The sequence below is a fragment of the Enterovibrio baiacu genome (assembly GCF_004120195.1).
Classification (GTDB): domain Bacteria; phylum Pseudomonadota; class Gammaproteobacteria; order Enterobacterales; family Vibrionaceae; genus Enterovibrio; species Enterovibrio baiacui.
This window is the reverse complement of record NZ_SCHN01000006.1, coordinates 119,820-142,817: the sequence shown is the minus strand read 5'-3', so window position 1 is coordinate 142,817 and position 22,998 is coordinate 119,820. Positions and strand designations below refer to the sequence as shown.

General features: G+C 48.4%; 22 protein-coding genes. 9 read left to right on the top strand and 13 right to left on the bottom strand.

Going from position 1 to position 22,998, the window contains the following annotated elements:
- The first annotated feature begins 351 nt into the window (after window positions 1–351).
- From EQP46_RS03270 to EQP46_RS03235, 8 genes are all read left to right on the top strand, one after another.
- Entirely contained in the window at window positions 352–1,074 is a 723-nt protein-coding gene (locus EQP46_RS03270; RefSeq protein WP_017012980.1) for a GntR family transcriptional regulator, read from the top strand.
- A 35-nt stretch (window positions 1,075–1,109) separates the two neighbouring features.
- The gene (gene prpB, locus EQP46_RS03265; RefSeq protein WP_129492287.1) at window positions 1,110–1,988 is read left to right on the top strand and encodes a methylisocitrate lyase; all 879 of its coding nucleotides are present in this window, start codon (window positions 1,110–1,112) and stop codon (window positions 1,986–1,988) included.
- Window positions 1,989–2,087: 99 nt separating this feature from the next.
- On the top strand, window positions 2,088–3,221 hold the full coding sequence (gene prpC, locus EQP46_RS03260; protein WP_129492286.1) for a bifunctional 2-methylcitrate synthase/citrate synthase: 1,134 nt from the start codon (window positions 2,088–2,090) through the stop codon (window positions 3,219–3,221).
- A 39-nt stretch (window positions 3,222–3,260) separates the two neighbouring features.
- Window positions 3,261–4,712: a bifunctional 2-methylcitrate dehydratase/aconitate hydratase gene (locus EQP46_RS03255; RefSeq protein ID WP_129492285.1), complete on the top strand. Its 1,452-nt coding sequence runs from the start codon at window positions 3,261–3,263 to the stop codon at window positions 4,710–4,712.
- A 163-nt stretch (window positions 4,713–4,875) separates the two neighbouring features.
- Entirely contained in the window at window positions 4,876–6,756 is a 1,881-nt protein-coding gene (locus tag EQP46_RS03250) for a propionyl-CoA synthetase (protein WP_129492284.1), read from the top strand.
- A 425-nt stretch (window positions 6,757–7,181) separates the two neighbouring features.
- On the top strand, window positions 7,182–8,651 hold the full coding sequence (locus tag EQP46_RS03245; RefSeq protein ID WP_167482746.1) for a multiheme c-type cytochrome: 1,470 nt from the start codon (window positions 7,182–7,184) through the stop codon (window positions 8,649–8,651).
- A gap of 49 nt (window positions 8,652–8,700) precedes the next feature.
- Entirely contained in the window at window positions 8,701–9,261 is a 561-nt protein-coding gene (locus EQP46_RS03240; RefSeq protein WP_129492283.1) for a NapC/NirT family cytochrome c, read from the top strand.
- A gap of 183 nt (window positions 9,262–9,444) precedes the next feature.
- Window positions 9,445–9,852: a glycine zipper family protein gene (locus EQP46_RS03235; RefSeq protein WP_129492282.1), complete on the top strand. Its 408-nt coding sequence runs from the start codon at window positions 9,445–9,447 to the stop codon at window positions 9,850–9,852.
- A gap of 101 nt (window positions 9,853–9,953) precedes the next feature.
- Here the strand turns inward: EQP46_RS03235 and gltS are convergent, their stop codons facing one another.
- The 8 genes from gltS to EQP46_RS03195 all read right to left on the bottom strand — a co-directional run bounded on the left by gltS (window position 9,954) and on the right by EQP46_RS03195 (window position 18,023).
- A complete protein-coding gene (gltS, locus tag EQP46_RS03230) occupies window positions 9,954–11,183 on the bottom strand; it encodes a sodium/glutamate symporter (RefSeq protein ID WP_129492281.1) in 1,230 nt (409 codons plus the stop codon).
- 150 nt (window positions 11,184–11,333) lie between these two features.
- Window positions 11,334–11,720, bottom strand: a complete 387-nt coding sequence (locus EQP46_RS03225; protein ID WP_129492280.1) for a GNAT family N-acetyltransferase — start codon at window positions 11,718–11,720, stop codon at window positions 11,334–11,336.
- Window positions 11,721–11,747: 27 nt separating this feature from the next.
- A protein-coding gene (locus EQP46_RS03220) for an IS3 family transposase (protein ID WP_129492279.1) occupies window positions 11,748–12,856 on the bottom strand; the annotation gives its coding sequence in 2 pieces (ribosomal slippage) (window positions 11,748–12,604 and window positions 12,604–12,856; 1,110 coding nt in all).
- 174 nt (window positions 12,857–13,030) lie between these two features.
- On the bottom strand, window positions 13,031–13,537 hold the full coding sequence (locus EQP46_RS03215; RefSeq protein ID WP_129492278.1) for a GNAT family N-acetyltransferase: 507 nt from the start codon (window positions 13,535–13,537) through the stop codon (window positions 13,031–13,033).
- A 228-nt stretch (window positions 13,538–13,765) separates the two neighbouring features.
- A complete protein-coding gene (speG, locus tag EQP46_RS03210; RefSeq protein WP_161972836.1) occupies window positions 13,766–14,293 on the bottom strand; it encodes a spermidine N1-acetyltransferase in 528 nt (175 codons plus the stop codon).
- Between the two features lie 223 nt (window positions 14,294–14,516).
- Entirely contained in the window at window positions 14,517–15,164 is a 648-nt protein-coding gene (locus tag EQP46_RS03205; RefSeq protein ID WP_129492276.1) for a YccT family protein, read from the bottom strand.
- 79 nt (window positions 15,165–15,243) lie between these two features.
- On the bottom strand, window positions 15,244–16,431 hold the full coding sequence (locus EQP46_RS03200; RefSeq protein WP_017011470.1) for a class I SAM-dependent methyltransferase: 1,188 nt from the start codon (window positions 16,429–16,431) through the stop codon (window positions 15,244–15,246).
- 173 nt (window positions 16,432–16,604) lie between these two features.
- The gene (locus tag EQP46_RS03195) at window positions 16,605–18,023 is read right to left on the bottom strand and encodes a methyl-accepting chemotaxis protein (RefSeq protein WP_129492275.1); all 1,419 of its coding nucleotides are present in this window, start codon (window positions 18,021–18,023) and stop codon (window positions 16,605–16,607) included.
- A 71-nt stretch (window positions 18,024–18,094) separates the two neighbouring features.
- On the opposite strand from EQP46_RS03195, the gene yccX reads away from it, so the two are divergent.
- Window positions 18,095–18,367, top strand: a complete 273-nt coding sequence (gene yccX, locus EQP46_RS03190) for an acylphosphatase (RefSeq protein WP_017017125.1) — start codon at window positions 18,095–18,097, stop codon at window positions 18,365–18,367.
- 150 nt (window positions 18,368–18,517) lie between these two features.
- Here the strand turns inward: yccX and EQP46_RS03185 are convergent, their stop codons facing one another.
- From EQP46_RS03185 to EQP46_RS03165, 5 genes are all read right to left on the bottom strand, one after another.
- Window positions 18,518–18,847 carry a TusE/DsrC/DsvC family sulfur relay protein gene (locus EQP46_RS03185; protein ID WP_102385810.1) on the bottom strand — a complete coding sequence of 110 codons (330 nt, stop codon included), beginning with the start codon at window positions 18,845–18,847 and terminating at the stop codon, window positions 18,518–18,520.
- Between the two features lie 146 nt (window positions 18,848–18,993).
- Window positions 18,994–19,659 carry a Bax inhibitor-1/YccA family protein gene (locus EQP46_RS03180; RefSeq protein WP_129492274.1) on the bottom strand — a complete coding sequence of 222 codons (666 nt, stop codon included), beginning with the start codon at window positions 19,657–19,659 and terminating at the stop codon, window positions 18,994–18,996.
- Window positions 19,660–19,869: 210 nt separating this feature from the next.
- Entirely contained in the window at window positions 19,870–20,619 is a 750-nt protein-coding gene (locus EQP46_RS03175) for an amino acid ABC transporter ATP-binding protein (RefSeq protein ID WP_017011475.1), read from the bottom strand.
- A 17-nt stretch (window positions 20,620–20,636) separates the two neighbouring features.
- On the bottom strand, window positions 20,637–21,737 hold the full coding sequence (locus EQP46_RS03170; RefSeq protein ID WP_129492273.1) for an amino acid ABC transporter permease: 1,101 nt from the start codon (window positions 21,735–21,737) through the stop codon (window positions 20,637–20,639).
- Between the two features lie 3 nt (window positions 21,738–21,740).
- Window positions 21,741–22,949 (bottom strand): amino acid ABC transporter permease, encoded by a 1,209-nt coding sequence (locus tag EQP46_RS03165; protein WP_129492272.1) that lies wholly within the window; start codon window positions 22,947–22,949, stop codon window positions 21,741–21,743.
- Window positions 22,950–22,998 lie beyond the last annotated feature (49 nt).

Genomic DNA, 22,998 nt, shown 5'->3' with positions numbered 1-22,998 from the left:
TTCTATCCCTCGAAAAATAAATTACTTATTGATTAGTATTTAAAAAGCGCTACTTAAATCGCGCTTCTAATAAAGTAGAGAAGTTTCAAGAATGAGACATGTCGAAAATGATCAGATTTAGATCTCTACTCAGTATCTGGAGGGAAAAGCTTCACTGTCTTGGTAGCGATTCACAGTTTCACTTGCTGTTTGAAAGAAGAATTCATCAATTATGTGCGTTCAAATAATGCGCGAATGTTAATGCGATGTAGACTAATGTCTAACATTATTGTCGACAATATTGTTTGTAAATCCGTAAATATCGATCAATAATTGCTCAATATTGACACATTGTCGACAGAATGCATTTCAATGCGACGCAGTGTTAACAAAACGTGTCGACATGAAGAGGGTTGCAGATTGAAAGATGTCACCAAGTCAGAAGGGATAACGGAGTGGCTCATCGAAGCCATCGTGCTCGGCAAATTCGCCTCTGGAATGAAAATTTCGGAACCTGAATTATCTCGCGAGTTGGGCGTTAGCCGTGGCCCCTTACGTGAAGCCATGATGCGACTGGAAAGCATGGGGTTGGTTGAACGTGTGCCGCATGTTGGAGCGCGGGTTGTGACCATCAGTGCTGCTCAACTTGCGGAAATCTATGCGGTACGAGAAGCGTTAGAAGGTATGGCAATTCGCCAAGCATGCGCCAATATCACGCAAACTGAGATTGAATCACTTAGACAGTTGCTTAAACGACATGAGCAGCATATCGACCATGTTGATGGGGCAACGTATTTTCATCAGCAAGGTGACTTTGATTTCCATTACCTCATTATCCAAGCGAGTCGTAACAGCAAATTGATTGGTTTGTTATGTGATGAGCTTTATCACCTTGTGCGCATGTATCGCACGCAATCTACGCGCACTGCGTCTCGTCCTGAGAACGCGTTAAACGAGCACCTTCAGATCTTAGATGCGCTGGAAGAGCGTGATGCGGAGCTGGCAGAAATGCTGATGCGACGCCACATCCGTCGCAGTGGGCAGCTCGCTGCCAAACATCTTGAAGCTGAACAAATTCATCGTCGACAACAATAATCGACACTCATTCATGCCACGAAAGGGAAAGCATCATGAGCGCAGGGAAAAAGTTTCGTGATGCGGTTGTATCTAATCAACCGCTGCAAGTTATGGGAACCATCAATGCTTACTGTGCGATGTTGGCAGAGCAGGTTGGGCATCAAGCCATTTACCTTTCTGGCGGCGGCGTCGCCAATGCCTCATTTGGTTTACCCGATCTGGGAGTGACCACGCTAAACGATGTGCTTGAAGATGCGCGACGTATTACCGATGCCTCTTCACTGCCGCTGCTGGTGGACATCGATACGGGGTTTGGGGGCGCATTTAGTATTGCGCGTACCATTCGAGAAATGGAACGTGCAGGCGTGGCGGCAGTTCACATTGAAGATCAGGTGGCACAAAAACGCTGCGGTCATCGCCCTAACAAAGCCATTGTGAGCCAGCAAGAAATGGTCGATCGCGTGAAGGCGGCTGTTGACGCGAGGCACGATGAAAACTTTGTCGTGATGGCGCGCACCGATGCACTTGCTGTTGATGGCATGGAAGCTGCGCTTGAAAGGGCACAGGCGTTTGTTGAAGCAGGCGCAGACATGATCTTCCCCGAAGCGGTTAACACGCTTGAACAGTACCAGTGCTTTACGGAAGCGTTAAACGTGCCTGTGCTTGCCAATATCACCGAATTTGGCCAAACCCCGCTGTTTTCAAAACAAGAGCTCGCCGACGTGGGCGTGGATTTGGTGCTTTACCCGCTCTCGGCTTTTCGCGCCATGAACCAAGCTGCGCTCAATGTGTATCAGCATGTTTTGGCGGATGGCCATCAGCGCAACGTTGTTGATGCCATGCAAACGCGTGAAGCCCTATACGACTATCTGGGTTATCACGATTACGAGCAGAAGCTCGATCACTTGTTTTCAAGTAAAAAGCCACGTTAAACCCGCTTAGTCGGTACACAACGCAAACGTGAAAAACAGTAACGAGAACAAAATGGAAAGGCAGTGACGTAGACAAACACTAACGACAAGGAGAGGACAATGGTGGACAAAAATAAACCGTTGGGTGGTGAAGGACTGCGAGGTCAAAGTGCCGGGATGACGGCCTTGTGTACCGTTGGAAAAACGGGAACAGGATTAACGTATCGCGGCTATGACATCAGCGATCTGGCTAAACACGCTGAATTCGAAGAAGTGGCGTATTTGCTGCTGAAAGGTAAATTACCGAATGCCCAAGAACTCCGTGGTTATAAAAACGCGCTCAATGCCATGCGCGGTCTACCTGCACCTCTTTGCCGTGTGCTTGAACAGATCCCGGCAGATGCGCATCCGATGGATGTGATGCGAACCGGTTGTTCAATGCTAGGCAATCTCGACATGGAAACCGATTTCTCACAAGAGGGTAAGAAAGCGGATACGTTACTTGCACACCTTCCTGCCATTATTTGTTATTGGTATCGCTACCATCAAGACGGCACACGCATTGATACAGCCGCGAGTTCTCAAGGCAGCTTGGGTGGTTATTTCCTCGAAATGCTGACTGGCGACACGCCCTCCGAACTGCATACCCGTGTGATGCATTGTTCATTGGTGTTGTATGCGGAGCACGAATTTAACGCTTCTACCTTTGCGGCAAGGGTGTGTGCGTCAACCTTGTCTGATCTTCATTCTTGTGTGACAGCCGCCATTGGCACACTGCGAGGCCCGTTGCATGGCGGGGCAAATGAAGCCGCGATGGCAATGATTGAACGCTGGGAAACCCCAGATCAAGCCGAAGCTGAACTGATGCAGATGCTCGAAAACAAAGAGAAGGTGATGGGGTTCGGGCACGCGATTTATCGCGAGTCTGATCCACGTAATGCGCTGATTAAGGCGTGGTCACAACAGCTTTCAGAATCTGCACCCGACGCGAAGCTCTACGACATTTCCGTGCGTATTGAACAGGTCATGAAGAGAGAGAAAGACTTGTTTCCGAACGCCGATTTCTTTCATGCCTCCGCTTACCATTTCATGGGCATTCCCACAGAACTGTTTACGCCTATCTTCGTGATGAGCCGCGTCACAGGCTGGTGCGCGCATGTGTTTGAACAGCGCGAACACAACCGGATTATTCGCCCAAGTGCCGACTACATTGGTCCCGATCATCAAGATTGGTTACCTATCGAACAACGTTAATTTTGCGCTACCCCACGTCATAAGGAAGGAACCGAATTCATGTCACAGAATGTTGATATTAACCAACGCCCAGAGCCAGATGCATTGCTCCAAACCATTGCTGACTACGTGTGTGAGACCGAGATTGATTCGGCAGAAGCGTATAACACAGCCAGAAACTGTTTGATGGATACGCTGGGTTGTGGGCTGCTTGCATTGCGCTTTCCTGAATGCACGAAACACATGGGGCCTTTAGTACCTGGCACAACGGTTCGACACGGCGCACGGGTGCCGGGCACCTCTCATGAACTTGACCCGATCACGGCTGCGTTCAACATTGGTTGCATGATCCGTTGGCTCGATTTCAACGACACATGGCTCGCTGCGGAGTGGGGGCATCCGTCAGACAACTTGGGCGGTATTTTGGCGACGGCTGATTATCTCAGTCGCGTTGCAATCGCGGAAGGAAATGCGCCGTTGACCATGCATGATGTGCTGACCGCCATGATCAAAGCGCATGAAATCCAAGGTGTCATGGCGCTGGAAAACAGTTACAACCGCGTCGGCCTAGACCATGTGTTGTTGGTGCGCGTGGCATCAACCGCGGTAGTGACGCGCATGTTGGGCGGAAATCGTGACCAAGTAATCGATGCGCTTTCGCAAGCATGGGTTGATGGTTGTTCATTGCGCACGTATCGCCACGCGCCGAACGCAGGTTCACGAAAATCATGGGCGGCAGGTGATGCAACATCACGTGCTGTTCGTCTGGCGATGATCACCATGAAAGGTGAGATGGGATTACCGTCAGTGCTGACGGCGGAGAAGTGGGGCTTCTACGATGTGCTTTTCAAAGGCGAAGCCTTCCGCGTGAATCAGCCGTTCAACAGCTACGTCATGGAGAACGTGCTGTTTAAGATTTCATTCCCCGCGGAATTTCATGCGCAAACGGCGGTGGAATGTGCCGTTACCTTGCACCCGCAAATCAAAGATCGATTGGATGAGATTGACCGCATTGAAGTCACCACGCACGAATCCGCCATTCGAATTATTTCCAAAGTGGGCGATTTGGCGAACCCTGCAGACCGCGATCACTGCCTGCAATACATGCTGGCTGTGCCGCTGATTCATGGTGATTTGATTGCAGAACACTATGAAGATGATTTCCACCGCAATGACCCGCGCATCGATGCCCTTCGCGACAAAATGGTGATTCAAGAAGATACCCGTTACAGCGAAGAGTATTTAGACCCTGAAAAACGCTCGATTGCGAATGCGGTTCAGGTGTTTTTCAACGATGGGTCTTCGACGGAAAAAGTGGAGGTGGAATACCCCATTGGTCACCGTCGCCGTCGTGAAGAAGGGATCCCTGTGTTGGAAGCCAAGTTCAAACGTAACCTGCAAACGCGCTTTCCTGCGGCACAAACCGAGAGAATTTATGCACTGTGCTGTGACCAAGATGCATTGATGGATACACCCGTGACCCGTTTCATGGCGTTGTTTTCAATCAATTAAACACAGACCTGATTTTGAGCAATGCTAGGGTCTTTTAATCGCAAGTTAAAGTAGTGACTGAGTGGTTACTTGGCGGTGAAGTTCGACATCGACTTTCCGCCAAGGATTTTCCCTTCGCTCGCACCGAGGGGGATAAACCACTGTCTACCTAGAGGCAAGAAACATGACGACGTCCGCCTATCAACATGCTTTCCAACAAGCCACTGACAACCCTGAATCCTTTTGGCAGCAACAAGCTACGCACATTCACTGGTTTAAACCGCCGAGCGTGGCACTTGAAAAAGATGCCAATGGGATTGAACGATGGTTTCCTGATGGTGAATTGAACACCGCGTATTTGGCGTTGGATTATCATGTTGAGCACGGGCGCGGCGATCAAATCGCACTGATTTACGATTCACCCGTGACAGGAAAAAAAGCGCAATACAGCTACGCCGTGCTGCGTGACCAAGTCGCTAAATGCGCTGGCATGCTGGCTGAGCTTGGGGTTGTAAAAGGCGATCGTGTGGTGATTTACATGCCGATGATCCCTCAAGCGGCGATAGCGATGTTGGCGTGTGCGCGTTTAGGCGCGATTCACTCCGTCGTTTTTGGCGGTTTTGCACCGAATGAACTGGCTGTGCGCCTTGAAGATGCCGAGCCCAAGGTGTTGCTCACCGCATCATGCGGGATTGAAATCAGTAAAGTGATTTCTTACAAACCCTTGGTTGATCGCGCTGTCATGGACAGTCGTTGGAAGCCCGAACATGTCGTGGTGTTCCAGCGACAAGCGCTTCCCGCCAATTTGGACAACGCGCGCGATGCCGATTGGTCGGCTTTGATGGAAAAGGCGACACCACATGATTGCGTGACTGTGAATGCCACAGACCCGCTTTACATCCTCTACACATCAGGCACCACAGGGAAGCCGAAAGGCGTGGTGCGTGACAATGGCGGTCATGCCGTTGCGATGAAGTACAGCATGTCTGCCATCTATGACGTAAAGCCTGGCGAAGTGTATTGGGCGGCGTCGGACGTGGGTTGGGTTGTCGGGCATTCCTACATTGTGTACGCGCCTCTAATTCATGGCTGTACCACCATCATGTTCGAAGGGAAGCCAGTGAGAACACCCGATCCCGGTGCATTCTGGCGAGTGTGCGATGAGTACAATGTCGCTGTGCTGTTTTCTGCACCAACAGCGTTTCGTGCCATCAAGAAAGAAGACCCTGATGGTGTTCATGTTCCGCAGTATCCAATGTCTGCATTGCGCCATATTTTTATGGCGGGTGAGCGACTTGATCCGCCCACGCTTGAATGGGTGGAAGAAAAAACAGGGCGTCCTGTGGTGGATCATTGGTGGCAAACTGAAACGGGCTGGGCGATAAGTGCCAATCCGATAGGGCTGGAAACCTTTGCGATTAAACCCGGCTCGTCCACCAAACCTACACCGGGTTTTCATGTCGAGATTTTGGATGAATCAGGTCAACCTCAACCCGCCAATACGCAAGGTTACATTGCGATTCAACGCCCTTTACCGCCAAGCTGTTTGAGCACGGTCTGGCGCAACCATGATCGGTTTGAATCTGGCTACCTGCAGCAATTTCCCGGCTATTACGTGTCCGGTGACGGTGGTTACATGGACGAAGAGGGCTACTTGTTTGTGATGGGCCGTATTGATGACGTGATTAACGTATCCGGCCACCGATTATCGACAGGGGAGATGGAAGAGATTGTCGGGGCACATGAAGCGGTTGCAGAGTGCGCCGTGGTCGGTGTTTATGATGAACTAAAAGGGCAGGTGCCGTTAGGTTTAGTGGTACTAAAAGACGGATATGTGTCTGTCGGTGGCGATATTGAAGCTGCGCTGGTGGCGAAAGTGCGCAATGAAATCGGCCCTGTTGCTTGTTTCCAACGCGCCATTGTTGTCGACAGGCTGCCTAAAACACGCTCGGGTAAAATCCTGCGCCGTATCATTCGCCAAATCGCAGACGGTGAAAGTTACACTGTCCCCTCTACGATTGATGATCCGGCAAGCCTTGAAGACATTCGCCAATCTTTGAGTTAGCGGACTAAGCGTTTGTATTTATTTCATCTAGTGAGTGTTGGCTCTACGAGCCAACAACCCCCTCCCAGCCTCCCTCTTGGAATGTTGGAGGAGCAAGAGCCACTCGCAGGCGATTCAGAACGTCGATTCTGGATTCTTTGCGAGGGAGGGGTATTGCTCGCGCGCTTTCTCGTTCTATCATCTCTAATCTCTAATCTCTAATCTCTAATCTCTAATCTCTAATCTCTAATCTCTAATCTCTAATCTCTAATCTCGTTTCTTGCTTCTCAAATACCCCCTGTGATCCTACTGCCATTTAACCTTTAAATTAATGTGGATATAGAAAAGCCTTTCTACGCTTGGGTTGGAGAGTCAGCAGCCTTCAATTGAACATAAAAACAGGTAGGAAAAAGCCTGAGCAATGTCAGTGTGTAGTGAGGTTCGATATGAGCATAGAAAAACGTAACGGGCACATAAGGTTAGTGAGCCTTGTGGTGTCTTTGGTCTTTGCTGTGCTGTTTTTCAGCTCAGACGTGATGGGGACGCCAAAGGCGCTCGTCATGAAACCCTTTGATCAACTCAGCGAGCAAAGCAAGGAGTGTGCAGCCTGTCATAAGGAGAAAAATCCGTCGATTTATGCCCAGTGGGGGCGTTCAAAACACTATGGTGCTAATGTTGGGTGCTATGAGTGTCACCAAGCTGATCCTGACGACAAAGATGCGATTGTCCATGAAGGGCAGAACATCGCAGTGATTGTTTCTCCAAAAGATTGCGGCAATTGCCATGTCAAAGAAGTCGAAGAGTTTGGTGAAAGCCACCATGCTAAAGCGGCGCAAATTCTCGGGTCTCAAGATAACTTCCTTGCCGAAGTTGTCGAAGGGGCAATGACCATGCATGGGCAGTCAGCCGTTGCGGTGAATGGTTGCTGGCAATGTCACGGTGCAGAAGTCAAAGTGCTCGAAAATGGCGATCTTGACCCAACCACATGGCCAAATACTGGCATCGGACGGATAAACCCAGACGGTTCGCTTGGTGCCTGTTCAGCGTGTCACCAACGTCATGAATTCGACATGGTCCAAGCCCGTCGTCCTGAAGCATGTGGGAAGTGCCACCTAGGTCCCGATCACCCACAAAAAGAAATCTATGAAGAATCCAAACACGGCATCAATTTTTACGCCCATGTCGATCAAATGAACCTCGACAGTGCGAAATGGATCGTTGGTGAAGATTATGATGCTGCGCCTACTTGTGCGACCTGCCATATGTCAGCCACGCGAGAGTTACCGATTACACATGATGTGGGTAACCGCATTTCTTGGACGCTAAGGCCTGCCATTTCAGAGAAAATTGACGCCAAAGATATCGCTTCTGGTAAACCTTCGAAATCGTGGGAAGCACGCCGAGCGGACATGCAGAATGTCTGTCAGTCATGCCACACCAAATCAATGATTGAAAACTTCTATATCCAGTTTGATTCCTTGGTTGAGTTGTATAACGAGAAGTTTGCTCGCCCAGGTAAATCGCTGATGGCGGTGTTAACACAAGAAAACATGCTGACTGAGATCAGCTTCGATGAAGAAATCGAGTGGACATGGTTTTACTTGTGGCATCACGAAGGCCGACGTGCGCGCCATGGTGCTGCCATGCAAGCGCCGGATTACGTGCAATGGCATGGCATGTTCGAAGTAGCAGAACGATTCTATGTCGAAATGGTGCCTCAGTTCCTTGAAGTGGTGGAAGTGGCAGAACATAACGGCAATACCGAGGGCGCAAAACGCGCGAGAGCCGTGCTTGAAGAAGTGCTGGCGAGGCCTGAACATGCTTGGTTTAGCGGGAATGAGCCGGAGGAAGTGAAAAAAGCCCGACTGGATGCGCAAAAAGCGTTTAAAGCGCGCTACCTGAACGAAAGCCAGTAGCACCGAATGCAGGCTGGCCTCTCGCGTCAGCTTGCTCTTAGGAGGCATTATGAATCAACCTCTAAGCCGGTGGCAGACGCTTTGGCGATGGCTGAAACGGCCATTGTGGCTAGGCATTCCCATTGGCATCTTTGTTCTTGTTTTGATGGGGGCGGGGTTTCAGGGTGTGATGGTGGCATCAAACCAGAATGCGTTCTGTTTTAGCTGTCACCTTTCCATGGACACCATCGTGCAGGAATACAAAGCGTCGCCACATTACGTCTCGGATGGCGAAGTCTATGCAACCTGTGCAGACTGCCATGTTCCTCATCCGTTCTTCGATAAAATGAAAGTGAAGATCGCCGCCACCGCCGATATTTACTACATGATGACGGGAAAAATCACGAAGGAGAACTTCGAAGAACACCGGCCAGAATTGGCGCAAATGGTATGGGATGATATGGAAGCAGACAATTCTGCGAATTGCAGACATTGCCACAGTGGCGAAAACTTTTTGTTGTCCGAGCAACCCCAGCGAGCAAGGTTAAACCATGCGGTGATGGATAAACGGGGTGAATCGTGTATCGATTGCCACACGGGCATTGCGCATAAACGCATTGTTATTGAGTAACCCCTTCACAACTCAAACGGCCATTTATGGCCGTTTTTTGTTTGTATGTCTCTACTAACGCTATTTCATTTGACCACTCATTAGCATGACTTATCAGCGACATAATGACGATGAATTGGCTGCAATACATTCACCACGCAATAATTGAACACGGTTTTTTATTGTTCGTGTTGGAGATGAACTATGCGCCTGATGAATCGCTTCCCAAAAGCTCTGATAACTACCACCTTACTTATTGGACTCGCAGGATGCGCGTCATCAGATTTTGATACGGATAATGAAAACGCTAACCGCAACCGAGGTGCTGTCGGGGGCGCGTTAGTTGGTGCAACCATGGGGGTTCTGCTTGGCGAGCCAGACCTTGCTGTAAAAGGTGCCGTTGCAGGTGGTGTCGCGGGCGGTGTGTCAGGCTCGATGAAAGACTTAGACGATGCTCGCAAGCGTGAGAACACCGAAATTACCGCTGATGCCCTTCGACAAGATAACCGCTCAGACACAGAACGCCGCGTCGCCGAATTGGAAGCCGAAATCCGGTTGCTGGAATTGGAGCAGGAACTGAGAGAGAAAAAGGCGGGTAGGGATGAGGTGTAATGCGCTGCCTTTAATGCTTGAGCGAGAAAAGACAGAGCCGATTTAACATCGGCTCTCGTTCGATGAAAAGAAGCAAACAACGCTTCGATGGATGTTGAACCCTAAAAATTCGCCAAGAAAAAGGGAATCATTAAGGCATTTACAAGGTCGATGAAAAACGCGCAGACCAAAGGCACGATAATGAACGCCAGATGCGAGTTACCGTAGCGCTGAGAAACCGCGGACATGTTCGCCATGGCTGTCGGGGTTGAACCTAGAGAAATACCGCCAAATCCACTACAGATTACAGCAGCGTCGAAGTTCTTACCCATGGTAGGGAACACCACGTAAATATTGATAAGTATCGCGACCAAGAACTGTGCTGCCAGAATGGTAAAAATCGGGCCTGCGAGGTCGATCAGCGTCCAAAGCTGCATACTCATCAAAGACATGGCTAAGAATGTCCCCAACGAAATGTCAGCAAGCAGGGCAACTGCCGGTTTGCGGGATGGCCATTGTGTGCCTGTGAGCCTTGGCAAAGATTTAGGCACGAGGTTGGTAATGATGATCCCGGCAAACAAACAACTGACGAACAACGGCAATTGCAAACCGAGTTGCGTAATAGCCTCATTAAGTCCAAAGCCCAGAATAATGCAGACGTGAATGGCGAACACAGCATCGAGAAAATCAAAGCTGTTGATCTGCGGTGGTGCTGAGTCGTGTTCGGATCCAATATCAAGTGGCTCTGTCGTCTCGGGTTTCAACTGGTGTTTTTGAATCAGAAATTTAGCAATTGGGCCGCCCATCAAACTCGCCAAAATCAGGCCGAACGTTGCGCTGGCGATACCAATTTCCATGGCGTTTGAGATGCCATATTCTTCCGCAATTCTCGGCGCCCAGGCAATCGCTGTTCCGTGACCACCAATCAAAGAAACACTGCCGCCCAACAGACCCACAGGTGCTTCCAATCCAAACAGACCTGCAACACTGATGCCTGTCAGGTTCTGAATCACCATGTAACCAATTGTGATGAGTAGCAATACCACTAAGGGTTTTCCGCCTTTCATTAAATCACGCAAGCTAGAGTTGATGCCGATTGTCGTGAAGAAATAGACGAGAAGAACGTCGCGCGCCACCAAGTCGAATGAGACTTCAAGGCTGGTGAAGGCATAGAACAGTGAAAACAGCACCGAAAAGAGAATGCCGCCTGTGACGGGTTCTGGAATGCTGAATTCTTTCAGAAAGGGAATCGCTTGGTTTAAGCGTCTGCCAATGAACAGCACGAGAATACCGAGTGTTACCGCGAAAAAAGCGTTTATTTGAATAAGGTTTTGTTCGAGTAGGACGTCCATGTGTCTGACCCAATATGAAGGTAATACAGAATATCGGGTTAGCTAAACACAGCAAGAAATCGAGAAAAAGCAATAATCTTCAGAGGATTGAGTTGATGAAAACCGACTGCGATTTTTGCGAGTAATGTATCGTTAAGGGAGTGTGAGGGGTCAATTGCGCACCAACGACATGGGGACAAAGCGAATGCCATTAAACGCTGATTCTTCGTCAGTAGCTTCAAATCCATGACGTTGGTAGAAACCCACAGCATTGATGGATGAACGCAGACGGATTTCCTTCGCATCAGCGGAATTCAAAAGGACAGCCAGCAATTGACGACCCAAACCTGTACCCTGAGATGCATGAGAAACGAACAGATGCGTTAAGTAATTCCCGTCCCTTAGCGCAGCAAACCCAAGTAATTGGCTGCCAGATGTGGCTTTGATAGCGATAAACCGTTTCTCATCAAGCGTTGTGGAAAGGTCAGGCAACACGCGAGCTTTGTATTCATCTTGCCCTTGTTGGGTAAGCAAAGGCAGTACGTCGATTTCTGACACGGCTGAGACAAGGTGTCCACTTCCCCTTTAGCGAGACAATTCATAACTAGAGGTTTCTAGTTGTCTCCGGTATTCCGCCGGAGGGATGTTTCCTAAACTTTCGTGGGTGCGCTCTTCGTTATAATCACACATCCATACCCATGCCATCTCCCGAACCTGAGCTAACGAATCAAACAAATATGCGTTCAAAAACTCTCGTCGGAATGAACTATTAAAGCGTTCAACAAAACCGTTCTGTTGAGGCTTGCCAGGCTGGATATACACAAGCTCGATATCGTGTGCTTTACACCAGTCGGTTAATTGCTCAGAGATAAGCTCTGGTCCGTTATCCATTCGCAGCTGTTTTGGCAAGCCGCGTTCTTGTTTCAACTGTTCGAGGGCACGCACCACACGTCCTGCAGGCAAGCTGGTATCCACTTCTATGGCTAAACATTCGCGTGTAGCCTCATCGAGAATATTGAGCGTCCGAAAGCGTTTGCCGCAATACAGGGAGTCATGCACAAAGTCGAGTGCCCATTGATGGTTTGGTGTTTCCACCACATCCAGCGGCATAGCAATTCGTGGCGGTAGTGCGCGCTTTTGACGCCGTTTTAGGTTTAATCCCATACGGCAGTAAACACGGTATACCCGCTTATGATTGAACCGATTAGGTTTTCGCTTTATTCGCCAGAAACACTTCCAGAACCCAGCATTGGGGGCTTTTTCAAGTACCGCATTAATGGCATCAATAACCTCAGCATCGGCAATACGCCAATCCTTGGGTTTTCGATAGTAACTTGCGCGTCCCATCGCCGTAAGTCGGCATGCACGAAGAACACTTAGCCCAGCGGCGACTAACGTGTGTGTACAATCTCGCTTCTCACACACTACCAGCCCTTTTTTGCGAACAGCTCCTTCATGGCATGGTTCTCCAAACTGACGTCGGCAAACATTTTTTTGAGCTTGGCATTTTCTGCCTCTAGCTCCTTGATGCGCTTCAGCTCAGACGCATCCAATCCGCCATATTTAGCTTTCCAGTTGTAATAGGTTGCGCTACTGATACCGTGTTGGCGGCAAATATCGTCAACTTTCATGCCTGCGTCGGCTTCTTTGAGGATCGTGACAATCTGTGATTCAGTGAACCGTGACTTCTTCATGGTGCTCTCCTGCATTATCTGTGGCAGAAAACTCCAGTTTAGACTGTCTCAGGATAGGGGAAGTGGACAAAGGTTTGTTATTGCCGCTAAGTCTGTTTTGGAGGCTTTTTGAATATCCATACGTTTGTCGTTTGCCTACTAAAGTTGCTTTTGGTTGAAGGTAAGCTGATATACCTAGGTTGTCATGTGTTTAATCATCAATAGATCAACGATCACTTTGCCCTCAAACTCTTCTGAAACGGCACCTTCTGCAAATGCAAACCCGTGTTTGGTATAAAACCGTATTGCAGCGTCATTATTGTCTAAGACATAAAGTGTTACCTGGTGAACGTGATGGGATATCACTTCCTTTTCAAAATAGTGCATCAGCAAACTGCCAACGCCTTTCCCATAGGAAGTTGGGCAAAGGTAAAGCTTGCTGAGTTCGAACGCATTCTCGTGTGTTTGGCTCATTTTGAAGGACAAAAAGCCGACGACTCTGTTATCAAGCTCCGCGACAACCACCGTTTCAGTGTTGCTCGTCAGCAATTGATGCCATTCAGCCACTCGGCGTTGCAGGGTATAACTGTGAATATAGTTATCTGGCATACGGCCCGTAAATGCGGCCTTCCATGAGTTAACGTGTATTGATGCGATGTCATCGACATCTCCCGGTTGCGCTGTTCGGAGTGTTACGGCCACTTTATCGTCCTTGATTAAATACCTGACGCAACGTTGGCGTGAGGGCTACGCAAGAGATGATGCCATAAACATGCGAATAAATGATGAGGGGGCTCTTGAGGTGGGAGAGAGATCGAAGACGGACGCGTGAACTGAACGATGTCTCTTTGCGAGCTCTGGCTCATGCCCAAAATCAAAAAAGGCTTCTCAATGAGAAGCCTTTTTTAGAACACTATCAACCAACAGCAATCACTGCTGATGGCGGCGCTGCAAATAGGTATCTTGAAGGATGTACATGCGCTTGATATCGCAGTATTCACCGTTGACGAAGATCTCTTTTACCAAGTGACCTTCTTCGATAAAGCCGCTCTTTTCATAAAGGTGGATGGCTTTCTCGTTATTTACTGCAACGTTCAAATACACCTTGTGTAAGTTCAAGATCGTAAAGGCATAGTTCAGCGCTTTGTTGATCAGTTTGCGTGCATAGCCGCAACCTTGATAGTCAGGTGCAATAATGATTTGGAATTCAGCGTTGCGGTGAATCGAGTTGATTTCAACCAGTTCAACTAAACCGACTTGCTGCTTTTCACTATTCTCCGCAATAAAGCGACGTTCGTTGCTGTCGTGGATGTGTTTTCGGAACAACTCTTCCAATTCATAGTAAGACTCATACGGTTCTTCGAACCAGTAAGACATGATTGAGCGGTTGTTGTTGAGTTGGTGAATAAAGCGAAGGTCGGTTTGCTCTAGAGCGCGTAGGCGGATTTCATTATCCATGTCACTTTCCATTAACAAATAATAATATTGCTTATAGCATCATGTATAGATGCTTATGCTGGATTTGAAACATATCACCATAATGTGAAGTGGGAAATAAATATTTCAACGCGCCTGTTTCAATGCCGCTTATGTGAGCGAATAGGCCAAAAATTCGCTAGGAAACTCAGGTTGAAAGCTAAAAAAACCACCCGAAGGTGGCTTTTTCATCATAAAAAGACGATCAGTTAGCGTTGATAAACGCTCTGAATCGATTTTTCGTTTCTTGGTCGGCTTTTTGGTACCAGTAATGCAATTGGTACTCTTCTTCGTTTTTACCCACGCTATCACCGACAACCACTTTGCCACTGCGAACTGTTGGCACTGGCGCTGCAACTTGGGTCGCTGACAGCTGCAAAGAAGCAGGCTCTGCGGTTTGATTGAAACGTTGTAGTTCCGACACATAATCACGGCTTAATTGAAAGCCGCTTTTTTCCAATGTGCCTTGTGCAAAAGGCACGGCGCTGTCGCTGCCATCTAGCAATTTGAATTCTGGCTTTTTGCGGAATTCGCGGGCTTGTTTGGTGGTGCGAATGTCTGGGAAATCAAAGTGGATGTCTTTGTCGTCTGCATCAAACTTCGCGACAATAACGTCAGACTTTACGAAGGTGACGTCTTTGCCTTCTTCAATGCTTGCCACATAGCGAAACGCGATTTGTTGCGTACCGTTTTCCAACACGATCGGCGCTTCTGTGCCGAACACAGTGCCTTTGTGTGCTTGGCCGTTGAAGGCAAGCAGCTCAACATTGTTATTTAGGTGTAGCGTAACATCCGCGTGTGCGCTCATTGGAAGCAGCATGGCGAACAGAGATGCGAGAACACGTTTTCTCATCGGTATCCCTTCTTGGTCATTTCTTGACGGCTTGGCGTGCAGAAAGTTATTCACGTCATACACGCCAAACAATGTTGTCTTATTTTACGTAGCAAGCAAACCCTTTCAGGTAGAAACCTTCTGGGTAAGCGCTGTCAATTGGGTGGTCGGCAGCTTGCTCAAAACGCTCAACGAATTGAACGCTTCTGTGTGCATCAAGTGCAGCATCGGCAATGATTTTTTGGAACAAGCCGTTGTCCATCAAGCCTGAGCACGAGTACGTCAGTAAGGTGCCGCCTGGCTTCAAGATTTGCATTGCCAGCATGTTGATGTCTTTGTAACCACGGCACGCGCCAGTTAGCTGAGATTTAGACTCTGCAAACTTAGGTGGGTCCATGATGACGACGTCGAATTTCTCGCCTTGTTCGCGGTATTCTCGTAGCAGTTTGAACACGTCTGCGTTAACGAACTCCGCTTTAGACACGTCAAAACCATTCATTTCAGCATTGGTTTTCGCGATGTCTAGCGCAGGCTGAGACACATCAACGTTGATCACTTCTGCTGCATTGCCTTTCAGTGAGTAAAGACCGAAGCCGCCGGTGTAGCAGAAACAGTTCAGTACGCGTTTACCGTTAACGTATTTCACTGCTGCTTCACGGCTGTCACGTTGGTCGAGGTAGAAACCGGTTTTGTGGCCACCCGTGATATCAACACTGATTTTCACGCCGTTCTCTTCAATAACAACGGAAGCAGGTGGCATGTCACCGTGTAGAACGCCTGTGCGCTCTTTAAGGCCTTCTTTCTTACGAACTGACACATCGGAACGCTCGTAGATGCTGCACTCTGGGTACAGGGCGACAAGCGCATCTACCAGATTTTGTTTTTGTGCTTCGGCACCTGCACTTAGCAATTGGCACACCATGAAATCGCCGTAACGGTCGATGGTGATACCAGGTAGGCCGTCAGACTCTGCAGCAATCAAGCGGTAGCCCGTTAAGCCATCACGCGCTGCGAGAACATCACGCAGGCCTTGCGCTTCTTGCAGGCGCTTTTGGAAGAAGGCGACGTCGATCTCTTCTTGCTCAAAGCTCCATACGCGAACACGGATTTGAGAATTAGGAGAAAACGCACCACGAGCCATCCATTGACCTTGATGATCATACACGTCCACTGTTTGGCCTAAAGAAGGTTTACCTTCAACACGCTGAATGCCGCGGGAGAAGATCCAAGGGTGGCGACGGCGCAGTGATTTTTCACGGCCTTTTACCAAGTAAACAGACGGATTCATTGGTTTTTCCTAATGTCTGAAAGAGAGACAACCGCACGGTGAGAAGCAGCTGACACAATATGGACGCGTATTGTGTGAGATGAGGGGCAAATTTGCAAACGGCCGCTGAGTGAGCGGCCGTTTTTTCATCAAAATGCGGGTGTTTTTTTGAACGTTCGGTGTCGTTGGCGTGATTACTCTGTGCGTAAACCGTCAACCAGTGTAGAGAGGCTGCTAGATTGCTTCTGCAGGTTGCTCACTTCATTCGTGGACTGCTGGATCATTTCGCTCACTTGCCACGCTTGTTGGCGCACTCTCTCAACATCTTCGGAAATGGTGCTCGCCACGCTGCCTTGTTGGTTGGCAGCGGTCGCAATTTCGGTGCTGCGATCGGTAACATTAAGGCTTCGCTCAGTGATTGAATTGATCTCTGATTCGATGTTTTGCATCAAAGATTCGCTCGCCATGGCGTTATCAACGGTACCTTGCATTACGCTACGAAGGTGACCTGTATTGCCTTCTAGATCTTGGATCATGCGCTGAATTTCAACGGTGGCTTGCTGCGTTCTGCCAGCCAGCGTGCGCACTTCATCTGCGACCACGGCAAAGCCTCGGCCTTGTTCACCCGCACGAGCAGCTTCGATGGCAGCGTTTAGGGCAAGCAGGTTGGTTTGTTCTGAAATAGCACTGATGGTCGACACCATGCTGCCAATTTCTTGCGAGTTATGCTCAAGCGCACTGACCGCTTCTGAGGCTTGTTGGATTTCAGTGGTCAATGCTTGAATGGCGTGAAGTGTTTGGCTGACTTGCTGAGCGCTTTGTTTTGATGCTTCACCCGCAATCTTGATTTCGCCAGACGTGTTTTCAGCATGAGCAGCCACATCACGAATTGAGCCCGCCATTTCTTCCGTCGCGCTGGCGAGAGAATCAAGGTAGCCGCGTTGTTCGGTAGACAGCTTTTCGCTTTCAGCGCTGCGACGATTCAGATCGGCAGATAAACCTTCCATTAGCGTGGAGGCATTTTTAATGGCTTTGACTAAGCTGTGTTCGCGGTCAGCGATATTGTCTACCGTATTCGCAATCACACTGAACTCATCACGCACACGGAAGAAGTTCATACGGCTCGTGAGGTCGCCGTCTAACATGCGTTGAAGTGCGGAATTCATGGTGAACATCGCGCCGCCGATGAAGCTAGACACATAGTGCGATGCCATCAAACCGAGAACAAAAAGTACCGTTAACAGCGCCCATGATGACGCACTGATGTGGGACCAAAGGCTTGGCGCTTTGACATGGTAAGTGGTGGCTGAGCCATACGTCGACGAGGAGATGACACCATGGCTTACCAGGATGTTTGTAGCTTGTAGTGGATCAATGTCGTACTGAGACAACACAGCATTCAGTGCTGCGCTATGTTTTTCTTGTACTTGGTCGATCTGGGTTTGAGATGCGGAATATAAAATGGAACCCGTTGCGATGGTCAGGGCAAAAAGAAAAGCATAAAGAAAGGTGAATTTTTCTTTAAGACTCAGTTTGATCAGGTACTGATCGATCCAGCGAAATGGCGTTTCTTTCAAGATACGAGCTCCAAGGTTTAGTGTGGGCGAATGCATATATACCGCATGTCATGTTACACGGTTTATATTGTGAGAGATGCAGAACACCAATAGAGGATTGTTGATAAATGTCACAATTATGCGTCAGAGCATCAGTTTCGGGACACGTTCAAGGTGTCGGGTTTCGTTATCATACCGCGCACGAGGGGCTGAAGCGTTCGTTAACGGGTTACGCCCGTAATGAAGCGGATGGCAAAGTGACGGTGATGATGTGCGGAAAAGAAGAGAATGTGCATGCCTTGCTTGAATGGCTTGAACAAGGGCCACCAACGTCGCGAGTGGTAGACGTAACGTATGAGCAGGTGGAGTGGCAAGCTATCGACGGTTTTTCAATCCGCTAGTGCAAACCGCCAGTACAAACCGTCAGCGCAAATCCTAGCAGGTACGCTTTTAAAAAACGTTTAATGAGTGCTGTGCATGTTGCGAGTGTATTGTGTTAACGCTCATTAGGCGGGATAAAACGAAAAAGAGGTGGTTAAACCACCTCTTTTTTAAAGACATTTTGCAGGTTTTGGTAAGCCAGCAAGTTTGGTGGCTTGTTTTGCAGGCCCTTTTGGAAAGAGTTTGAACAAGTATCGGCTATTGCCTTTTTCTGGTCCGTATTTCTTTTCCATGGCCTTCACCAGCATGCGAACAGCCGGCGAGGTGTTGAACTCTTTATAGAATTCTTGCACAAAGTAGATCACTTCCCAGTGCGCATCAGTCACCGTGATTTTTTCTTGCTCAGCGAGCAAAGGCACTAACTCTTCACACCAATCGGAAAAGTTCTTCAAATAGCCTTGGGCGTCGGTATCAATGTGTTTACCGTTTACTTCCAACATGGATTACCTCGTTCTTCGATCGCGCAAAGCATATCGGCTTGTCGCTCTGTCATCAAGACAGATAAGGGCATAAAGCCAAGAGGGAAGGGAAATAAAAAAGCGCCCGTAGGCGCTTTTCGAATCATACTTTGTCATCGATGCGATGATTAATCATCACCACCGAAGATACCCAGTAGCTGCAACAAGCTTAGGAACAAGTTGTAGATGGATACATACAGGCTAATGGTTGCTGAGATGTAGTTCGTCTCGCCGCCACGGATGATAGATTGCGTGGTTAGCAAGATAACGCCTGTTGAGAACAGAACGAAGATACCGCTAATCGCAACAGACAGCATTGGCATTTGCAGGAAGATGTTTGCAATCATACCTACGATTAGCACAACGAAACCTGCCATCAGCATACCGTTCAGGAACGAAAGGTCGCGTTTGGTGGTGAGTGCGTATGCCGAACATGCCATAAAGGTTAATGCTGTGCCGCCTAGTGCTGGAGCAATTGCCCAACCAAGGCCAGCGCCCACATACATGTTAAGAATTGGACCTAGGGTGTAACCCAAGAAGCCAGTGAACAAGAATGTGAACACAAGACCCATTGAGTTGTTTTTGTTTTTCTCGGTCAAGAAAAGCAAGCCGTAAAAACCAACCAGCGTAATGATGATGCCTGGGTAAGGCATGTTCGCTGCCATTGACACACCAGCGACAACCGCTGACCACACAAGGGTAAGTGACAATAGGAAGTAGGTGTTGCGTAATACTCTGTTGGTTACTAACTGACTCTCTTGCGAGTATTCATTAGCAACAAAACGATCGTTCATAGCTTTCTCCCAATGGGGTACGAATATTTTCTATTACGACAGTTATTGCGTCTTTGGCTCAATATTTCAAGTCGCAAGTGTCGCATTAGTGATAATAAAACAGCTTAGCCGTTGAGAATACTAATATATCCCCTTGGCTAAGCCTGTGTGAGTTTGTAAATGGATGTTAATGGCGAGTTGGCGATGTCGCGCAACTCGCTCATGAGCACGTTAGTGGCTCAAAATCTGACTCAAGAACAATTGAGTACGGTCAGATTGTGGATTATTAAAGAACTGTTCGGGTTCATTTTCTTCAATAATTTCACCTGCATCCATAAAGATGACGCGATCCGCGACTTCTTTAGCAAAGCCCATTTCGTGTGTAACACACAACATGGTCATGCCTTCTTCTGCAAGTTCCACCATAACATCTAACACTTCGCGCACCATTTCTGGGTCAAGTGCAGATGTTGGTTCATCAAACAACATCACATTCGGGTTCATGCAAAGTGAACGCGCGATCGCAACACGTTGCTGCTGACCACCAGAAAGCTGACCTGGGTACTTGTCTGCTTGCTCTGGGATTTTTACACGCTCAAGGTATTTCATCGCAATGGCTTCCGCTTCTTCCTTCGGCATTTTCTTTACCCAAATCGGCGCAAGCGTGCAGTTCTCAAGCACAGTGAGGTGAGGGAAGAGGTTAAAGTGCTGGAAACACATGCCCACTTCTTTTCTCACAAGCTCGATGTTTTTAAGGTCATCAGTCAATTCTGTACCGCCAACCATGATCGAACCCTGTTGGTGTTCTTCCAATCGGTTGATACAGCGGATCATGGTCGATTTGCCTGAACCAGAAGGGCCACAGATAACGATTTTTTCGCCTTTTGCGACCGTCAGGTTGATGTTTTTCAACACATGGAACTGACCGTACCACTTGTTCATGTCTGTCAGTTTAATCACTGGGGTATCTTGTTGCGTCATAATACAATCCTTGTTCTTTATCGCTTGTGGCCAGTGTGAAGTTTATTTTCTAGATAGATGCTGTATCGGGACATCCCGAAGCAGAAAACCCAGAACACCAGAGCGACAAACACATAGCTTTCTGTCGCGAAGCCAAGCCATTTCGGATCCGTATTGGCGGCTTGCCCAATACCAAGTACATCAAACATACCGATGATGAGTACAAGGCTTGTATCTTTAAACAGACCAATGAAGGTATTAACGATCGAAGGAATGGTGATCTTCAATGCCTGCGGCAAGATGATAAAGCCCATTTTCTTCCAGTACGTTAAACCCAGCGCATCAGCAGCTTCATATTGGCCTTTTGGAATCGCCTGTAAGCCACCACGAATGACTTCTGCCATATAAGCGGATGCAAACATCACCACACCAATCAGTGCACGCACCAATTTGTTGGTTTCAGATTCGCCTGACATGAACAGTGGAAGCATGACCGATGCCATGAAGAGAACAGTGATCAGCGGAACACCACGCCATACTTCAATGTAAACCGTGCTTAGGCTGCGAATAATCGGCATGTCTGAACGACGTCCCAATGCAAGCACAACCCCGATTGGCAAAGAGATCACAATACCCACAATCGCAATGATCATGGTGATCAGCAGACCGCCCCAAAGGTGAGTTTCCACTTTTGGCAGACCGGCTACACCACCAAGCAGGAGGTAGATTGCCATCAGCGGGAACGCGATAACGAACAGCAGCAAGATCCACGGACGTTTTGGCGTTTTCTCATACACAAGCAACGCGACAAATATAGCGAGAACTGCGTAAAACAGTTTCGGACGCCATAGCTCTTCAGCAGGGTAGAAGCCGAACATGAACTGATCGAATCGGACGTTAATGAACACCCAACAAGCGCCTTCCCGCGAACATGCGTCACGCGTTGCGCCTACCCAATCTGCATTAATGAATGCCCAATCAATCACAGCCCAAATGCCGTTGAATGCGATGAACGCAAGCACCAGGGTCATGACCGAGTTAAGTGGCGATGAAAATAGATTCTTTTTCAGCCAACCAATCACACCCACCGTGTTCGGTGGTGGTGGCAGGTCTGGTTGAAACTCATGTTGTTTTGTCATGGGTTACCTCTCTACCAGAGCCACTTTGGCGTTATAAATATTCATCAGCATCGATGTCAGCAAGCTCAAGGTGAGATAAACACCCATTGTCATTGCAATGATTTCGATCGCCTGGCCTGTTTGGTTCAGGGTTGTACCCGCAAACACAGAAACAAGATCTGGGTAACCAATGGCCATTGCCAACGACGAGTTTTTCGTCAAGTTCAAATATTGGCTGGTGAGCGGCGGAATGATGATGCGCATTGCCTGTGGAATAACCACCAAGCGCAATGTTCTATTGCGCGGCAAACCCAGCGCCATTGCAGCCTCAGTTTGACCATGGCTCACCGCGTTGATACCCGAGCGAACAATTTCAGCGATGAAAGAGGCGGTATAAATCGCAAGTGCCAGCATTAGTGCGGCTAGCTCAGGGATGATGGAAAAACCACCACGGAAGTTAAAGCCTTTCAACACAGGATATTCAAGTGAAACAGGCATACCTGAAGCAAAGAAAGCGATCAGCGGTAAACCAACGATGGCTGTCAACGATATGCTTAGGACGGGCGTTTGTTGGCCAGTTGTTTCTTGTTTGCGTTTTGCCCAGCGGGAAAACACAAAGCTGAATACAAGTGCCGCAATGAGTGCGATGAAGATGATGGTGGAGCCTTCCTCAAACACAGGGCGAGTGAAATACAAGCCACGGACGTTTAAGAAAAATGATTCACCAATACTCAAACTTTCTTTTGGTGAGGGTAATGCTTGGAGTACCGCGAAATACCAGAAAAAGATTTGTAGCAGAAGAGGGATATTCCTAAATGTTTCGATGTACACCGCGGCAAAACGACTGAGTAACCAGTTGTTCGACAATCGAGCGATACCAATCAAGAACCCTAAAACGGTTGCAAGTATGATACCGAGCACAGAAACCAGTGCCGTATTAAGAAGCCCAACAAAGAAGGTTCTTCCGTAGGAATATGTTTCATCATATTCGATAAGTGTTAAACCAATGCCGAAACCAGCTTCTTGGCTCAAGAACCCAAACCCAGTAGCAATCCCTCGTGCATCGAGATTCGTCAGAGCATTGTTTACGATGGTAAAGACAAAAAATACCAGCGCGACAATGGCGACAAATTGGAAGACGACAGAGCGGAAAGTCGGGTTGTAGAAAATATTTTGCTTCTTCTCTGGGCGAGTGGTCGCCTCTGAATTCAGCGCATTTTCTTTAGATGCCATACAACTGCACCCCTATCCGTTGATAGTTAAACAATGGGGCACAACAAGG

Excerpts from the sequence above, each read along its gene's own strand:
- EQP46_RS03270 (WP_017012980.1), top strand. The coding sequence starts at position 352 with ATGCGACGCAGTGTTAACAAAACGTGTCGACATGAAGAGGGTTGCAGA.
- prpB (WP_129492287.1), top strand. The coding sequence starts at position 1,110 with ATGAGCGCAGGGAAAAAGTTTCGTGATGCGGTTGTATCTAATCAACCG.
- prpC (WP_129492286.1), top strand. The coding sequence starts at position 2,088 with ATGGTGGACAAAAATAAACCGTTGGGTGGTGAAGGACTGCGAGGTCAA.
- EQP46_RS03255 (WP_129492285.1), top strand. The coding sequence starts at position 3,261 with ATGTCACAGAATGTTGATATTAACCAACGCCCAGAGCCAGATGCATTG.
- EQP46_RS03250 (WP_129492284.1), top strand. The coding sequence starts at position 4,876 with ATGACGACGTCCGCCTATCAACATGCTTTCCAACAAGCCACTGACAAC.
- EQP46_RS03245 (WP_167482746.1), top strand. The coding sequence starts at position 7,182 with ATGAGCATAGAAAAACGTAACGGGCACATAAGGTTAGTGAGCCTTGTG.
- EQP46_RS03240 (WP_129492283.1), top strand. The coding sequence starts at position 8,701 with ATGAATCAACCTCTAAGCCGGTGGCAGACGCTTTGGCGATGGCTGAAA.
- EQP46_RS03235 (WP_129492282.1), top strand. The coding sequence starts at position 9,445 with ATGCGCCTGATGAATCGCTTCCCAAAAGCTCTGATAACTACCACCTTA.
- gltS (WP_129492281.1), bottom strand. The coding sequence starts at position 11,183 with ATGGACGTCCTACTCGAACAAAACCTTATTCAAATAAACGCTTTTTTC.
- speG (WP_161972836.1), bottom strand. The coding sequence starts at position 14,293 with ATGGATAATGAAATCCGCCTACGCGCTCTAGAGCAAACCGACCTTCGC.
- EQP46_RS03205 (WP_129492276.1), bottom strand. The coding sequence starts at position 15,164 with ATGAGAAAACGTGTTCTCGCATCTCTGTTCGCCATGCTGCTTCCAATG.
- EQP46_RS03200 (WP_017011470.1), bottom strand. The coding sequence starts at position 16,431 with ATGAATCCGTCTGTTTACTTGGTAAAAGGCCGTGAAAAATCACTGCGC.
- EQP46_RS03195 (WP_129492275.1), bottom strand. The coding sequence starts at position 18,023 with ATGCATTCGCCCACACTAAACCTTGGAGCTCGTATCTTGAAAGAAACG.
- yccX (WP_017017125.1), top strand. The coding sequence starts at position 18,095 with ATGTCACAATTATGCGTCAGAGCATCAGTTTCGGGACACGTTCAAGGT.
- EQP46_RS03185 (WP_102385810.1), bottom strand. The coding sequence starts at position 18,847 with ATGTTGGAAGTAAACGGTAAACACATTGATACCGACGCCCAAGGCTAT.
- EQP46_RS03180 (WP_129492274.1), bottom strand. The coding sequence starts at position 19,659 with ATGAACGATCGTTTTGTTGCTAATGAATACTCGCAAGAGAGTCAGTTA.
- EQP46_RS03175 (WP_017011475.1), bottom strand. The coding sequence starts at position 20,619 with ATGACGCAACAAGATACCCCAGTGATTAAACTGACAGACATGAACAAG.
- EQP46_RS03170 (WP_129492273.1), bottom strand. The coding sequence starts at position 21,737 with ATGACAAAACAACATGAGTTTCAACCAGACCTGCCACCACCACCGAAC.
- EQP46_RS03165 (WP_129492272.1), bottom strand. The coding sequence starts at position 22,949 with ATGGCATCTAAAGAAAATGCGCTGAATTCAGAGGCGACCACTCGCCCA.